This window comes from Pseudomonas guariconensis (genome assembly GCF_015680235.1).
Lineage (GTDB): Bacteria > Pseudomonadota > Gammaproteobacteria > Pseudomonadales > Pseudomonadaceae > Aquipseudomonas > Aquipseudomonas guariconensis_A.
The window spans coordinates 32780-48984 of sequence record NZ_JADLJL010000036.1; the positions used below are offsets into that span (position 1 = coordinate 32780).

A 16205-nucleotide genomic window follows, 5' to 3' on the forward strand; every position below is an offset into this window, starting at 1 on the left:
CACTTGCGATGACCCCTACCCTGTACCGCCTGACCCTGGCCGCCCTGCTGGCCGGCTGCAGCCTGCCGGCGCTGGCCGCCGCCCCCAGCGACAAACCCGGGACGGTGTTCCGAGACTGCGCTGGCACCTGCCCGGAGATGGTCGTGCTGCCCGCCGGCAGCTTCATGATGGGCACCCCCGCCGACGAACAGGGCCGCCAGGACGATGAAGGCCCGCTGCACCCTGTCACCTTCGCCAAGCCGTTCGCCATCAGCCGCTTCCAGGTCACCGCGGGCGAGTGGGACGCCTACCTCCAGCAAAGCGGGGCGCAGATCAAGGATGGCGACGACCGCCCTGGGCGGCGCTGCACCGCCAGCAAGCCCAGCTACAAGCAGAGCCCGCGCCAGCCGGCGGTGTGCATGAGCTATTACGACGTAAAAGACTACGTGGCCTGGCTGTCGAAAAAGACGGGCAAGACCTACCGCATGGTCAGCGAGGCCGAACGCGAATATGCCGCCCGGGCCGGCAGCACCGGCATGTTCCCCTTCCCCGTCGACCCCGGTACCGGGCTGGAGATCAGCCGCCACGCCAACGTCTATGGCCCCAAGGACGGCTACAGCTACAGCTCGCCGGTGGGCAGCTACCCAGCCAACGCCTTCGGCGTGCATGACATGCACGGCAACGTCTACGAATGGGTGGAGGACTGCTACCACAACAGCTACCAGGGCGCGCCGAGCGATGGCAGCGCCTGGACCCAAGCCGGCTGCAAGATCGTCTCGATCCGCGGCAACGACTGGGGCGAGGCGCCGATCTTCTCGCGCTCGGGCAACCGCAACAACAACTTCCCCGAACGCCTGGGCGACTGGCTGGGCTTTCGCGTGATCCGCGAGCTGTAGCGCTTTGTGGCGGTAAATTCCCCGCTGCCCAGCTCGTCCTAAACGGTGTACTTGCGCAGGACCCGGGGCGCCTCACACGGCGCCCCCACCCGACCACCCAAGGAACCCTACCCATGAGCCAGACCGCTAGCCCCGAAAAAATCCACGACCTCATCGGCGTAGGCTTCGGCCCCTCCAACCTGGCCCTGGCCATTGCATTGGAAGAGCTCGCCGAAACCAACGGCCATGCACTCGACGCCCTGTTCATCGACAAGCAGAGCGACTACCGCTGGCATGGCAACACCCTGGCCACCCAGAGCGAGCTGCAGATCTCCTTCCTCAAGGACCTGGTTTCGCTGCGCAACCCCACCAGCCCCTACAGCTTCGTCAACTACCTGCACCAGAAGCAGCGCCTGGCCGACTTCATCAACCTGGGCACCTTCTACCCCTGCCGCCTGGAATACAACGACTACCTGCGCTGGGCCGCCGAGCACTTCGCCACCCAGGCGGTGTATGGCGAGGAAGTGCTGCGCATCGAGCCTGAACTGCATGAGGGCCGGGTCGACCACCTGCGCCTGGTCTCGCGCGACCAGCACGGCCGCGAGCACCAGCGCCGAGCCCGCTCGGTGGTGGTCGGCAGTGGCGGCACGCCGAAGATCCCTGCGGCGTTCCGCGCCTTCAAGGACGATGCGCGGGTGTTCCACCATTCCCAGTACCTGAGCGCACTCGGCCGCCTGCCATGCAACGAGGGCAAGCCGATGCGCATCGCCGTGGTCGGCTCGGGCCAGAGCGCCGCGGAGGCCTTCATCGACCTCAACGACAGCTACCCCTCGGTCAAGGTCGACATGATCCTGCGGGCCTCGGCGCTCAAGCCTGCCGACGACAGCCCCTTCGTCAACGAGATCTTCGCCCCCGAATACACCGACCTGGTGTTCAACCAGCCGCGCCCGGAGCGCGACAAGCTCATCGCCGAATACCACAACACCAACTATTCGGTGGTCGATGTCGACCTGATCGAACGCATCTATGGCATCCTCTACCGCCAGAAGGTCGCCCATAGCCCGCGCCATGCTGTGCTGTGCCGGCGCACCATCGAAGACGTGGTGGGCACACCCGAGGGCATCGAGCTGACCCTGCGCGACCTGGCCAGCGACGTGCGCCAGACCCACCGCTACGACGCGGTGATCCTTGCCACCGGTTACGAACGCCGCTCCCACCGCGAGCTACTGGCGCCTCTGCAGCAGCACCTGAAGGACTTCGAAGTCGACCGCAACTACCGCGCCCTGGCGACGCCCGACCTGCGTGCCTCGGTGTACTTGCAGGGCTTCTGCGAGGCGTCCCACGGACTGAGCGATACGCTGTTGTCGGTGTTGCCGGTACGCGCTGCGGAAATCGGCCAGGCGCTCTACCAGGACCTGAGCCGTCACCACCTCGGCGCACAGCCGGTCGCAGCCCTGAGCCGCGTCTGAGCGGGGCCTGCCAATGACCAAGCAACCACGCGGGGCCTTGCGCGAGCTGCTGGCCCTGCTCAGACCGTTTCGCACGGTGGTGAGCCTTTCTATCCTGCTGGGCATGGTCGGCGGGCTGAGCGTCACTGTGCTGCTGGCGACCATCAACGGCGCCCTGCACGCCGAAGGCGGGCTCAGCCGGCAGGTGGTGGGCCTGTTCGCCGGCCTGTGCCTGCTGGCGCTGAGCAGTTCGATCCTGTCGGACATCGGCACCAACTATGTCGGCCAGCACATCATCGCCCGCCTGCGCCTGGCCCTGGGCGAAAAGGTGCTGTCGGCACCGATCGCACAGATCGAGCGCTACCGCAGCCATCGCCTGATCCCGGTGCTGACCCACGACGTGGACACCATCAGCGACTTCGCCTTCGCCTTCGCGCCTCTGGCGATCTCGCTGACGGTGACCCTGGGTTGCCTGGGCTACCTGGCGCTGTTGTCCTGGCCGATGTTCCTGATGATCCTGGTGGCCATCGGCATCGGCATCGGCATCCAGTACCTGGCCCGGCGCAAGGGCATCAAGGGCTTCCTGGCCGCTCGGGACGCCGAAGACGAGCTGCAGAAGCACTACGCCGCCCTTGCCGAAGGCGCCAAGGAACTGCGTATCCACCGACCCCGTCGCCAGCGCATGTACACCCAGCGCATCCGCCGCACCGCCTATGGCATCCGCGACATCCAGGTGCGCGCAATCAACGTGTTCGTGGTGGCCAAGACCTTCGGCTCGATGCTGTTCTTCGTGGTGATCGGCCTGGCGCTCGCCCTGCAATCACTGTGGCCGTCGAGCGACAAGGCGGTGATGAGCGGCTTCGTGCTGGTTCTGCTGTACATGAAAGGCCCGCTGGAGCATCTGGTGGTGACCCTGCCGATCATCAGCCGGGCGCAGATCGCCTTTCGCCGCATCGCCGAGCTCTCGGAGCAGTTTTCCTCCCCCGAGCCACACCTGTTGCTCGATGACCCACGCCCAGGCGCCACTGCCCTGCACAGCCTGGAGCTCAAGGACGTGCGCTACAGCTTCCCGGCAGCCGAAGGCAGCACGCCCTTCTGCCTGGGGCCGGTCAACCTGCGTATCGAGCAGGGCGAGATCGTCTTCATCGTCGGCCAGAACGGCGGCGGCAAGACCACGCTGATCAAGCTGCTGCTGGGCCTGTACACGCCACAGTCCGGCGAGGTGCGCCTCAACGGGGTGGCGGTCGGCAGCGGCGACAGGGACGACTATCGCCAGCTGTTCACCACCATCTTCGCCGACTACTACCTGTTCGATGACGTGGTCCAGGGCGAACGGCATGTACCCGAGGATGCCAACCGCTACCTCGAGCGCCTGGAGATCAGCCACAAGGTAACGGTCAAGGACGGCGCCTTCACCACCACCGACCTGTCCACCGGGCAGCGCAAGCGCCTGGCATTGGTCAGCGCCTGGCTGGAGGAGCGCCCGGTGCTGGTGTTCGACGAATGGGCCGCCGACCAGGACCCGGCGTTCCGGCGCATCTTCTACACCGAGCTGTTGCCAGAGCTCAAGCGCCTGGGCAAGACCCTCATCGTGATCACCCATGATGACCGCTACTTCGACATCGCCGACCAGCTGGTGATGCTGGACGGCGGGCAGGTCGTCAGCGAAAAGGCCCTGGCCTGACCTTCACCCGACAAGCCCCTGGCCTCGCACCCAGGGGCTTTTTCTTGCCCGCAACGAATTTGAAAAAAAGTTTCCGGCTTTTCGGCAGGCATGCGTCTCACTACCAATAACAATTCTCAATTACATACGCCAGCACTTGACGGATAGCATCCATGCGCATTAACCCACCCCGTAGATCCACTACCCTTGCCCCACGCCGCCCCTTGCTGACCCTGGCCGCCGCTGTCGTGCTCGGCTATGCCTGCCAGGCCAACGCGCGCCCGGTGGCGATCGATATCCCGGCCCAGAACCTGTCGAAGTCGTTGCAGGACCTGGGCCGCCAGGCCAACCTGCAGATCCTCTACAGCCCCGAAGCGATCAAGGACGCGCGAGTAGGGGCCGTGCAGGGCGAGATGGAGCCGAGCCAGGTGCTCGACCGGCTGCTGCAGCACACCGACATCCGTTACCAGATCACGGGCGACACGGTCATCCTCAACACGCCCCGGGCCGAAGCGGATGTAGTCAACCTGGACAACGTGCTGATCAGCAGCCGGCAGATGACCGCCACCACCGAGGGCTCCCACTCCTACGCCTCGCCCATGACCACCATCGGCAAGGGCGTGAAGAGCATCAAGGAGATCCCGCAGTCGGTGAGCGTGGTCACCCAGCAGCGCATGCAAGACCAGGACATCACCAATGTCACCGAGGCCTTGCTCGCCTCCCCCGGCGTCACTGCCGTGCCGTCGTTCACCGGCCACCAGTTCTACTCCCGCGGCTTCTTCATCAACAGCTTCCAATACGATGGCGTCCCCCTGGAACGCCAGCTGTATGCCCGAGGTTCGAGCTTCGGCGGCCAGACCGCCATCCTCGACCGCGTCGAAGTGCTGCGCGGCCCGCAGGGCCTGCTCGAGGGCGGTGGCGACCCCTCGGGTGCAGTCAACCTGGTGCGCAAGCGCCCCACTGCCGAGCCGCTGCTCAACATCACCGCCAAGGCCGGCAGCTGGGATCGCTATGGTGCCCAGGTCGATGCGGCCGGGGCGCTGGATGCGCAACGCAAGCTGCGCGGACGCATCGTCCTGGACTACGATACGGCCAATTCCTTCGTCGACTACGTCGGCTCCGACAACCAGACGATCTACGCAGCACTCGACTACGACTTGACCCCCGACACCACCGTCGGCATCGGCTACAGCCACGAACGCGTGGATGCCACCCCCAACTTCATGGGCATCCCCAACTACAGCAACGGCTCGATGCCCAAGCTGGGTCGCTCGACCTACCTGGGCACCACCTGGGACAACTGGGACAAGACCCAGGACACCTACTACCTGGACATCACCCACCAGCTCAACGACAACTGGAAGCTCAAGGGCACCTTCATCAATGTCCGTGAGTTCAACGACTTCAAGTACCTGCAACGCCGTGGCCGCCTCGGCCCACCCAATACCCTGGTGGGCGATGCCTATGTCTTCGACTACTTCTCCGAACACTGGGGCGGCGATATCAATGCCAGCGGCGATACCGAGCTGTTCGGCCGCAAGCTCGGCCTGACCTTCGGTGCCAACGCCTCCAAGCTCAAGAGCCACGATGTGTGGGGCGCGCGCTACAACTGGGTCACGCCGATCGATATCTTCGACTACGTGCCCAACCGCGAGGCGCCGAGCGATGAGTCGATCTACGCGGCCAACAAGTGGGACGACGCCTACGACTCCACCCAGAAAGGCGTCTACGGGGTGGCCAACTATGCGCTGACCGACGACCTGTCGCTGATCGTCGGCAGCCGGGTGTCGGACTTCCGCACCGTGTTCACCTCCGACGGCCCTTGGGGCGCGAGCCGCAGCGTGGCGCAGAAGCATGGCAAGGTCACTCCCTATGCCGGCCTTGTGTACAAGCTCGACCCGACCTGGAACGCGTACGCCAGCTACACCGAGATCTTCAAGCCACAGACCCAGCGCACCGCCGAGGGCAGCCTGCTCGACCCACGCACCGGCAAGAGCTACGAGATCGGCCTGAAGGGCGAACACAACGAAGGCCGCCTGATCACCACCTTCGCGCTGTACCAGATGGAGCAGGACAATATCCCGATGCCGGATTCCAGCATCCCGAGCGATGTGGCCAACGCATCCTGCGGCGGCACCTGCTATCGCCCCTCCGGTACCATCCTGAGCCGCGGTTTCGAGGCCGAGGTCAGCGGCGAGATAGCCGAGGGTTTGCAGCTGTATGCCGCCTATACCCTGAACTTGCTCAAATACAAGGACGAGGAACCGGCGACCGCCGGCAACATCTCGGCCAACACCCAGACCCCCAAGCACATCCTGCGCACCTGGGCGAACTATCAGTTGCCGGGTGACTGGAGCAAGTTCTCGGTGGGTGCCGGCGTCAACAGCCAGAGCTCGTCCGCAGGGTTTGGCTACTACGGGCGCGAACAGGGTGGCTATTCGATCTGGAACGGCCGCATCGCCTACCAGATCGACAAGAACCTGTCGGCGGCGCTGAACGTCAACAACCTCTTCGACAAGAAGTACTACTCGGCCATCGACTACGACCACAACTTCTATGGCGATCCGCGTAACGTGCTGATGACTTTGAAGTACAGCTACTGATCGAAACCTGGGGCTGCTGCGCAGCCCTTTCGCGGCACAAGGCCGCTCCTACAGAGGTTCGCATACACCTGTAGGAGCGGCCTTGCGCCGCGAAAGGGCCGCAAAGCGGCCCCTGCGTCATTGAATCCAACCCGACAAACCTGATCAAATAGCGCCTAGATGGCCACACGCCACCACTCGCCACGGACGCTCTTTCCAACCCGATCAGGACCTACCATGTACCATGACGACCGCGAAATCGCGGCAGAGAAGTTGATCGAAGCGCTCGAACAGGACGTGAAAGCGATTACCGATCTTTCGCAGGATGCTCGACTCCTACTGATGCTGGTTGCGGTCGCCCGTGTCGGGGTGCCTTCCTTCGACCAATACCAATTCGCGACATGGCTGATGGACGACCCGTTGCTCGAACAGGTCGCCATCGATATCCACAATCAGTTGAAGAACAAGGCCGAACGGCTTCTCAAATCACGCAAAGATACCGCGTTCCTGATTACACACCTGGCCGCCAGATCCATTTCGCAGGTAGTCGGTATCGATTACCGCCACCCGAAACTGGTTGCCGCATTGGTCGGCACCCTGCAAGCGACGTTGTCGACCCCGTTGTTCGAAGCGCTCCCCAACACCGCCGAACTCTCACTCGGGTTGTTGGGTCAGTCGCCCAAGCCATCGTTTCCCATGTCCGAAAACCTATCCGACCGCCATCGAAACCTCATCAGTCTGCGCCTGGCGGCCAATGGAATCGATGCCACGTTCACCCAAGCCGTGGACTACCGCTTCGGCCAGCCGACCTTTCTGCTGGACTGGCCGCTAGCCGACCACACAGCGTTTCTGTCAACGCTCGAGAACGTACTGGACATCGGCAATGCCCGGCTCGTGCTGATCGTGAACTGGACCCACGCAGAAACGACCGGCACCTGGGAGCGCTTGCTCGCCTTGACCGAGGGGCGCGCACGTATCGAGGCGCTGATCAATTTCAGCAGCCTGCCCTCGCCCTCGGATCATTGCACCGCGATCATCATCAATACGCAGCCACTCCAGGACGATACGCTCTACATTGATGTCTCCGTTTCGAACACCGCACTGCCCCCGCTGGACGGTATCGAGCGCATGCTGGTGGCCGGCTGTATCTACAATCTCTGGCAAGGCCGTGCAGCGCACAGCCATCTGGACTTTCTTTCCCGCGATGTATTGAAGTTCGTCAACAGCTACTTCCATGATGGCTTCCGACCGATCACCGGGCTGTGCAACGCCATGGACAAAAGGCCGAAGCGCCTCAGCAGGACACGCCTGGCCAGCCGCCCCTACCTCAAGGCCGCACCTGGCGAGCCCTCTCGGCCGGCGCTGTCGGATAACAGCCGATTGATCGCCCAGGCACTGGAGCGCAGCGATGGCCATCGCTGCATCTATGTCATCGGCAACAATGGCGAGGGCAAAAGTTTCCTGCTCAGGGACATCGTGTACCAATTGCAGGCTGCCAAGAAGCGTACCATTGGCCTGCCCATGTCCCATGCCGATCGCTTTCCTGACGAACGCCATCTCTTTACCTACAAAGGTGCACGCAAAAGCTCTATCGCCAAGGAAACAGCCGCCATCACGAAGTACGGCGCTCACGTCCAACTGCTGAGCGAATGCCTGGAATTGATCGGGTTCAACTCCAAGATCTATCTGACCCTGAAGTCCGAACTCAGCCATGACCAACATGGCGACCGGCGTCCCGATACCCTCGATCTATCGGATAGCGATGACCGGGCGTACCTCAACCATGAAAAAGGCCTGATCAAGCATTACGACGTGAACTTCATCCGTGAAGGCCACCGCACCATCGCCTTCGAAAACTTGAGTTCCGGCGAGCAAAGCATTCTCAACCTGCTGACTCGGATCATCGCTTCGGATGCCCGGGATGCGACGTTCCTGATCGATGAACCCGAAATCAGCCTGCACGTCAGCTGGCAGCAACGGCTCCCTCGAGTCTTGAGCGTGCTGAGCGAACGCCTGCAGACCGCCTTCGTGGTCGCCACCCACTCGCCGATCCTGATCGCCAATGCCGCCGCACAGGACCTCTGCTACGTATACCGGGTCGGTGTACTGGACGAGATCCCCGTCGAGGAACGCCATTCGGTCGAAACCCTGTTGATGGACGGTTTCGAAACCTACACCCCGCACAACCGGGAAGTGCATGAACGCTGCGCCAAGCTGGTGGCCTCGCTGATCGAAGCGGTGAATGAAAATGAACAAGCCGGCGTCACCGTCATCGACCAGGCCAACAAAGCCATCGAGAAGCTGGAAGCGTTCAAGACGACCATTCGCAAGAGCGGCCAGATCGGTAGCGAAACACGCCCGGCCAACGATATCGACCTGATCGAAAAGACCTTGGGCGCGATCTTGATGCTGCGTGCGCAAAGCGAGCCTCAGCATGGCTGATTTGACCCAGAAGCAGATGGATGCCATAGAGGCCCGCTACAAGGATGACTGTCATGAGCGGCAGATACATCGGCCCAAGGCATGGCAGCATCTCGTCGAGCAAAATGCCTTGGCCATCGCCGAGTTCAAACGACGGAAAAAAGGCTTGGCACCCTCTGCGGTCGACTTGTGGACCGAGCTGAGCAAATTCAACCAACGCCAGACATCGGGTGTAACCGGCCCGTTGATCCGCAAGGCGTTACGCAGCTTCCTGGAAAAAGAACAAAACTACCTGTGTTGTTACTGCCAGCGCCCCTTGGTCAACATCGCCCACGCCAAGCCCATCGAACATATCCTGCCGCGTGCCGATTTCGTCCAGTACACTTTCCATTTTTGGAACCTGGCAGTGGCCTGCTTCGATTGCAACCAGATCAAGTCCGACACGGTTTGGGCCGATGCAAAGAAAATGGGCCAGGAAACCTATCCGCAACCTGGCGCTTTCACTGAGATGTACCACCCGCGGTTCCATACTTTCGCCGAGCACGTGCATTTCATCAGGGTGCAGACCAACGAGCACCTCATCTCGCTGTATAGAGGCATTTCCGATCAAGGGCGCCACCTGTGCCTGAACCTGCTCAAGGAACTCTCGGCTCGGGAAATCGTGCTCAACAGCAACCCCCGGCTAAAGCGCGCCCAGGATGTGATCAACGACCATGTAGCCGCGCACGAAGGCGACCTGCCGCCTGCGCTCAAAGCCTTCAGCGACGCATTGTCCAAGTCGACAAAAGCACTGATCGACAGCGGCCATCGCTAAATCAGCGCCCCCCTGTGAGGGCGGGACAAACCCGCTCTCACAGGAGGCAAAGGTCATGCGCTTTGCAAGCTGCGCTCCAGCAACTGGCGCAGCGACGCCAGCCACTGCGCGCTGTTGACGATCTGGTCATGGTCACTGTCGAGCACCTGCGAATGAGCCAACGCCACCGGCGCCAGGGCCTGCTTCAGGTGCGCCTCGATGACCTCGACCAACGCCTGTGGCTTGTCGCGGCCGGCCCACCAGCACGCCGGGGCGACTTCGGTTGGTTCATAGCGGAACGCCTGCAGCAAGGCATCGAGCTGTGGCTTGATGCGCAGGGCGTTGTCCAGGTCGCGGTTCTGCAGGATCAGCCCTTCGATCAGCTCGAACTGCTCCGGCAGCTCCCGACGCGCCCAAGCCAGCACCTGCGCCTGCACCGTCTCCAGCGGCTGGCCGACCAGGCTGGCGGCCAGGTCGCGGAACTGGGCTTCACACTCGGGGAACAGCAGCGACAGCAAGGCCACACACCCTTGGCCGTGATCGTCCTGTTCATGACGCGGCGCCTGGGCCTTGGCCTCGGCGAGCAGGTCCCAGAACGGCTTCACCTCGGCCGGTGGCGGTGCGTCGAGCATGCCAAGGAAGGCCACGTCCCGCCCGGCCAGCTCGAGCTGCCGTGCCACGCTCATCGCCAGGTTGCCACCCAGCGACCAGCCCAGCAGGTGGAACGGCCCCTCAGGCTGGGCCTGGAGCAACTGCCGGGTATAGCGCTGGACCATGCCGCCCCAGGTGGTGGGCTGCCAGTGGCCCTGGACGAACGCCTCGCACACCACGCCTTGCACGCAGAACAGATCGCGCATGGCCTGGGCCAGCGGTTGGTAGCAATAGACCGAGCCGTAGCTTGGATGGAAGCAGAACAACGACGGTTGGCGCACCGGATCGCCCCCCAACTGCACCAGCAACGAAGGTGCCTGCGCGGCCGGCGCGGCCAGGCTCGCGGCCAGGCGGGCAACGCTCGGGTTGGCCATGAAGTGGCTCAGTGACGCCTCGATGCCCAGTTGTCGACGTAGGGCATCGAGCAGCTTGAGCGACAGCAACGAATGGCCGCCCAACTCGAAGAAGTTGTCGTCACGCCCTACCTGCGACACCTGCAGCACCTGTGCCCAGACAGCGGCCAGGGCCTGTTCCCGTTCGCCTTGCGGCGCCACGTAGGCTGCCTGGGCGCCCGCCTCGATCTTCGGCAAGGCACGGCGCTCCAGCTTGCCGTTCGGGCTCAGCGGCATGCGTTCGAGGGCCAACCATTGGCTCGGCACCATGTACTCGGGCAAATGCCCGGCCAAGTGATCGGCCAACGCCTGCTGCCAACCCGCTTCTTCGCGCACCAGCACCACATAGCCGAGCAGGCGCTTGCCATCCTCGGCGATCACCACCGCCTCGCGCACCCACGCATGCTCCAGCAGCCGTGCCTCGATCTCGCCCAGCTCGATGCGCAGGCCGCGCAGCTTGACCTGATGATCCAGGCGCCCGGCGTACTCGATCACGCCATCAGGCCGGTAGCGTGCCAGGTCGCCAGTACGGTACATCCGCTCACCGGCCACGAACGGGTTGGCGACGAAGCGCTCGGCGGTCAGCCCAGGGCGGCGGTGGTAACCCCGGGCCAGGCCGGTGCCGGCCAGGTACAGCTCGCCCAGCACGCCCGCCGGTACCGGCTCCAGGCTCGCATCCAGGACATGGCAGGCCAGGTTGGCGATCGGTCGGCCAATCGGCACGCTGTCGCGGCCTTCGTCCACGCACGTCCAGTGGGTCACGTCGATGGCCGCCTCGGTCGGGCCGTACAGGTTGTACAACCCGGCCCAGGGCAGCCGCGCCAGCACCTGCTGCAGCGCATCCACCGGCAGCGCCTCGCCGCTGCAGACGATGCGGCGCAGGCTGCGGCAACGTTCGACACCAGGGTCTTGCAGGAAGGCCTGCAGCATCGACGGCACGAAGTGCAGCGTGCTCACCGCCTCGGCCTCGATCAGCTCGACCAGGCGCGCCGGGTCGCGGTGGTCGCCCGGGGCTGCCAGCACCAGCCGCGCACCTTCCATCAACGGCCAGAAGAATTCCCACACCGACACGTCGAAACTGAACGGGGTTTTCTGCAATACGGTGTCCGCAGCGGTGAGCCCGTATGCCTCCTGCATCCAGCACAGGCGGTTGACCAGCGCGGCGTGGCGGTTGCCGGCGCCCTTGGGCTTGCCGGTGGAACCGGAGGTGTAGATCACATAGGCCAGCCCTTCGCCGTCCACGGCCACGTCCGGGTTATGGGTCGGTTGCGCGCCCAGCTGAAGCTCATCGAGCAGCAGGCAATCCACACCCTCCACCGGCAGATCGGCCAACAGCCGACGCTGGGTCAGCAGCAGCTTCACGCCACTGTCCTCGAGCATATAGGCCAGGCGCTCGCGCGGGTATTCCGGGTCCAGCGGTACATAGGCGCCACCGGCCTTGAGGATGGCCAACAGGCCCACCACCATGGCCAGCGAACGTTCGGCGGCAATGCCGACCAGCACGTCCGGGCCGACGCCACGGGCGATCAGCAGGTGCGCCAGCTGGTTGGCCCGGGCGTTGAGCTCGGCGTAGTTCAGCTGTCGGCCAGCAAAGGTCAGGGCTGGTGCCTGGGGCTGGGTCGCGGCCTGCTGTTCGAAGCGCTGGTGCACAGTGCACGCCAGGTCATAGGTCACAGACGTCGAGTTCCAGGCAAGCTGCTGATCTTCGGCCGCAGCGCACGACAGCAAGGCCAGTTCGCCAAGGCGCGTCTGCGCATCGCTGCGCACCAATTGCTCCAGTAGCGTCTCCAGGCTGCCTGCGATCTGCGCCACGGTAGCGCCGTCGAAGCACGCCTGGTCATAACTGAAATGCAACGACAGCTGCGCCCCCAGGTTGACCGCCAGGCACAGCGGATAGCTGGTCTGCTCCTGGTTCTGCACTTCGCCGAACGCCAGGCCGATGTCCGGCCCCTGGGCCAGCGCTTCGGCCACCGGGTAGTTCTCGAAGGCCAGCAGCGTGTCGAACAGCGCCACACCGCTCTGGCCTGCCCAGCGCTGGATCTCGAACAGCGGCGTGTGCTCATGTTCCCGGGCCGCCAGGTTGTCCTGCTGCAACTGCTGCAGCCAAGGCAACAACGGCTGGTCGATATCCGGCGTCGCTATCACCGGCAGGGTGTTGATGAACAGCCCCACCTGCCGCTCGATACCCCGCAGCTCCGGTGGTCGGCCTGCCACGGTGGCGCCGAAGGCGACCGTCTGCTGGCCGGTATAGCGCTGCAACAACACCAGCCAGGCGGCCTGCACCAAGGTGTTGAGGGTGACTTTCTGCTGACGCGCGAACCGCTCCAGGCCCTCACAGTGTCCTGCACTCAAGGTGCGGTAGTGGTCGCCATGCCCCGTGCCGGCAGGCTTGGGCAGCGCCTGGGCCAGTGCCGTCGGCGCGCCCAGCCGGGCCACCCGGCCTTTCCAGAAGGCTTCGCTGGCCGCCAGGTCCTGGCGCTGCAACCAGGCGATATAGTCGCGGTAGCGCCCCGTTGGCGCGGCGACCGCCTCGCCGCTGTAGCGCTGCAGCACTTCGCCCAGCAGTTGGGCATTGCTCCAGCCGTCCATGAGAATGTGGTGGCTGGTGTAGATCAGGTGGTGGCGCCCCTGGCCCAGGCGCACCAGGCACAGGCGCAGCAAGGGCGCCTGGTCCAGCTTGAAGCCGCGCTCGCGCTCTTGGCGTGCCAGTTGCGCAAGGTCTGCGTCCGATACGTCGCGGTGCGTCCAGTCGAGCACCTGCAGGCCGCCGGGCACATGCCGGCAAACCAATTGCCGAGGCTGCTCCAGCTGCCAGAGGAACAGGCTGCGCAGGCTCTCGTGTTGCCCGAGCGCCGCGTCCCAGGCCGCCGCCATGCGCTGCTCGTCCAGGCCGCTGACCGCCACGTGCATCTGGTTCACGTAGTCGCCGCTATGGGCGTCGGCCAATGCATGGAACAACATGCCCTGTTGCATGGGCGACAGCGGGTAGAGGTCCTCGATCTGCCGCGCCGGCACCGGCAAGGCGTCCAGTTGTGCCTGGCTCAGCCCAGCCAGCGGCACGTCCGAAGGGGTCAGGCCACCCTGGGCTTCGTCGCAGCAGTGCGCGACCAGGGCCGCCAGTTCCTCACGGAAGGCCGTGGCCAGGCGCTCGACCGTGGCCACGTCGAACAGGTCGCGGCTGAAGGTCCAGTGGATGCCCAGTTCCCCCGCGAATACCCGGCAACCGATCGACAGCCAGTTGCCCAACGGGGCGTCGGCGTGCTCCTGGCGACCGGCGCTTTCCTCGGCCGGAACGAACACGCCTTGCTCCTGATCGAAACTGCTGTCGAACTGGCCCAGGTAGTTGAAAGTGATGCGCGGCTGCGGCAGGCCCGCCAGCTGCGCGCGGGTGGCGTCGGCGGCAAACCGCTGGAGCACGCCCAGGCCCAGGCCCTTGCCCGGCACCGCCCGCAGCTGCTCCTTGATCGCCTTGAGCGAACCCGGCAGGTCCGCGCAGAGGCGCAGGCAGACCGGGAAGACGCTGGTGAACCAGCCGACGGTGCGCGTCAGGTCGATGTCGTCGAACAGGTCCTCACGACCATGGCCTTCGAGCTGCACCAGCACGTGGTCCTGCCCGCTCCAGCGTGCGATGACCCGCGCCAAGGCAGTCAGCAGCAGGTCGTTGACCTGGGTGCGGTAGGCCGCCGGCGCCTGTTGCAGCAGGCGTTGGGTCAGGTCGGCATCGAGCTGGTTGTGCACACTGGCGGCAAAACGCCCTTGCAGGCTGCCACCTGGGTGATCGCACGGCAGTTGGCCAGTGACACCATCCAAGTGCGTCTGCCAGAACGCCACCTCGTCGGCACCGGGCCCCGAGGCCCAGGCCTGCAAACGCTCGGCCCAGGCCTTGAGCGAACTGGTGCGTGGGGGCAAGGCGGTATCCGGTTGCTGGTAGAGCGCTTGCAGGTCGTCGAAGAGGATGCGCCAGGATACGCCGTCGACCACCAGGTGGTGGATCACCAGCAACAGACGCTGGGAGCCATCGGCCAGGGTCGCCAGCACGGCGCGCAACAGCGGCCCCGTCTGCAGGTCGAGGCTGCGCTGAGCCTGTTCGCAGGCCTGCTCCAGCGCCTGGGCGTCTTGCACCTGAACGCACCACAACAGGTCCTGTGGCAATTGCGCGGCGCTGCGGTATTCGGCTTGCCAGCCACCGGCCTGCTCGCTGAAGCACAGGCGCAGGGCGTCGTGGTGCGCGACCAGGGCGTGCAGGGCCTGCGCCAGGCGCTCGGTGTCCAGCGTCTGCCGCGGGCGCAACAGTACCGACTGGTTCCAGTGATGACGGTCAGGGATCGCCTGCTCGAAGAACCACTGCTGGACCGGCAGCAACGGCTGCTCGCCACGGGCCGGCGCCTGGTCGATCACTGCAGGCGCCCCCCCTTGCTGGGCGACCTGAGCCAGCTCCTGCACGGTCTGCTGGTTGAACAGGTCCTTGGGCGTGAAATGGAGACCTTGGGCACGTGCGCGGCTGACCAGCTGGATAGAGACGATCGAATCGCCACCGAGCTCGAAGAAGTTGTCCGTACGCCCTACCCGTTCGAGCTTGAGCACCTGCGCCCAGAGTTCGGCCAGGCGCATTTCCAGCTCGCCCTGGGGCGCCTCGTAGGTTTCCTGGGCTTGGGCCAGGTCTGGCGCCGGCAAGGCCTTACGGTCGAGCTTGCCGGCCGGGGTCAGCGGCAGGCGCTCGAGCAGCAGCCAGGCGGTCGGCACCATGTAGTCCGGCAGCAGCGCACGCAGGGCCTGGCGCAGGCGTTCCCGTAGCGTCGGCTCGCCCGCCTCGCTGGGCACCACATACGCCACCAGTTGCTGACCGCTCAGCCCCGGACGGGCCAGCACCACCGCCTCTCGCACCCCAACCTGCTCCAGCAGGCGCGCCTCGATCTCGCCCAGCTCGATACGGAAACCACGGATCTTCACCTGGTTGTCCACCCGCCCGAGGTAATCGATCACCCCGTCGGCGCGCTGGCGCACCAGGTCACCGGTGCGGTACAGCCGCCCGCCCGTGCTGAACGGGTCGGCCACGAAGCGCTCGGCGCTCAGGCCGGCACGGCCCAGGTAGCCCCGCGCCAGACCTTCGCCGCCCAGGTACAGCTCCCCGGCGATGCCTTGTGGCACCAGGTTCAGCTCGCCGTCCAGCACGTACGCGCTGCGCCGGCCGATGCGCTCGCCGATAGGCGCATAGGCCGCGCCGCAGTCGGTGCCCTGCCCGGCCTTCCAGATCAGTGGCGTCACCACCGTCTCGGTGGGGCCGTAGCCATTGATGATGTAGGTCGGGCACAGCGCCCGGCGTGCCAGCTCGAAACTGGCCTGGGGCACGGCGTCGCCACCGAAGCAGTACACCCGCACCGCCGGAGGGTTGCCCTCACGT

General features: G+C 64.9%; 7 protein-coding genes. 6 read left to right on the forward strand and 1 reads right to left on the reverse strand.

The annotated features are described in order from the left end of the window. Positions 1-8: 8 nt before the first annotated feature. The 6 genes from IRZ56_RS19735 (at position 9) to IRZ56_RS19760 (ending at position 9782) form a co-directional block, all read left to right on the forward strand. Complete coding sequence (locus IRZ56_RS19735; protein ID WP_196146480.1) at positions 9-875, forward strand: formylglycine-generating enzyme family protein; 867 nt, start codon at positions 9-11, stop codon at positions 873-875. Positions 876-988: 113 nt separating this feature from the next. Then, positions 989-2323, forward strand: coding sequence for a lysine N(6)-hydroxylase/L-ornithine N(5)-oxygenase family protein (locus IRZ56_RS19740; RefSeq protein WP_196146481.1), 1335 nt, complete (start codon positions 989-991; stop codon positions 2321-2323). Positions 2324-2336: 13 nt separating this feature from the next. Further along, positions 2337-3986 (forward strand): cyclic peptide export ABC transporter, encoded by a 1650-nt coding sequence (locus tag IRZ56_RS19745; protein WP_196146482.1) that lies wholly within the window; start codon positions 2337-2339, stop codon positions 3984-3986. Between the two features lie 152 nt (positions 3987-4138). Further along, positions 4139-6568, forward strand: coding sequence for a TonB-dependent siderophore receptor (locus IRZ56_RS19750; protein WP_196146483.1), 2430 nt, complete (start codon positions 4139-4141; stop codon positions 6566-6568). A 216-nt stretch (positions 6569-6784) separates the two neighbouring features. Beyond that, positions 6785-8989 (forward strand): AAA family ATPase, encoded by a 2205-nt coding sequence (locus IRZ56_RS19755; protein WP_196146484.1) that lies wholly within the window; start codon positions 6785-6787, stop codon positions 8987-8989. After that, entirely contained in the window at positions 8982-9782 is an 801-nt protein-coding gene (locus tag IRZ56_RS19760) for an HNH endonuclease (protein WP_196146485.1), read from the forward strand. Before IRZ56_RS19755 ends, IRZ56_RS19760 begins: the two co-directional genes overlap by 8 nt. 53 nt (positions 9783-9835) lie before the next feature. On the opposite strand, the gene IRZ56_RS19765 is transcribed toward IRZ56_RS19760, so the two are convergent. Beyond that, positions 9836-16205 (reverse strand): non-ribosomal peptide synthetase (locus IRZ56_RS19765; protein WP_196146486.1); only part of this gene is annotated, 6370 nt, incomplete at its 5' end.

Bases quoted from the DNA above. Each gene is read 5' to 3' on its own strand.
- IRZ56_RS19745 (WP_196146482.1), top strand. From the start codon at position 2,337: ATGACCAAGCAACCACGCGGGGCCTTGCGCGAGCTGCTGGCCCTGCTC.
- IRZ56_RS19760 (WP_196146485.1), top strand. From the start codon at position 8,982: ATGGCTGATTTGACCCAGAAGCAGATGGATGCCATAGAGGCCCGCTAC.
- IRZ56_RS19740 (WP_196146481.1), top strand. From the start codon at position 989: ATGAGCCAGACCGCTAGCCCCGAAAAAATCCACGACCTCATCGGCGTA.
- IRZ56_RS19750 (WP_196146483.1), top strand. From the start codon at position 4,139: ATGCGCATTAACCCACCCCGTAGATCCACTACCCTTGCCCCACGCCGC.
- IRZ56_RS19735 (WP_196146480.1), top strand. From the start codon at position 9: ATGACCCCTACCCTGTACCGCCTGACCCTGGCCGCCCTGCTGGCCGGC.
- IRZ56_RS19755 (WP_196146484.1), top strand. From the start codon at position 6,785: ATGTACCATGACGACCGCGAAATCGCGGCAGAGAAGTTGATCGAAGCG.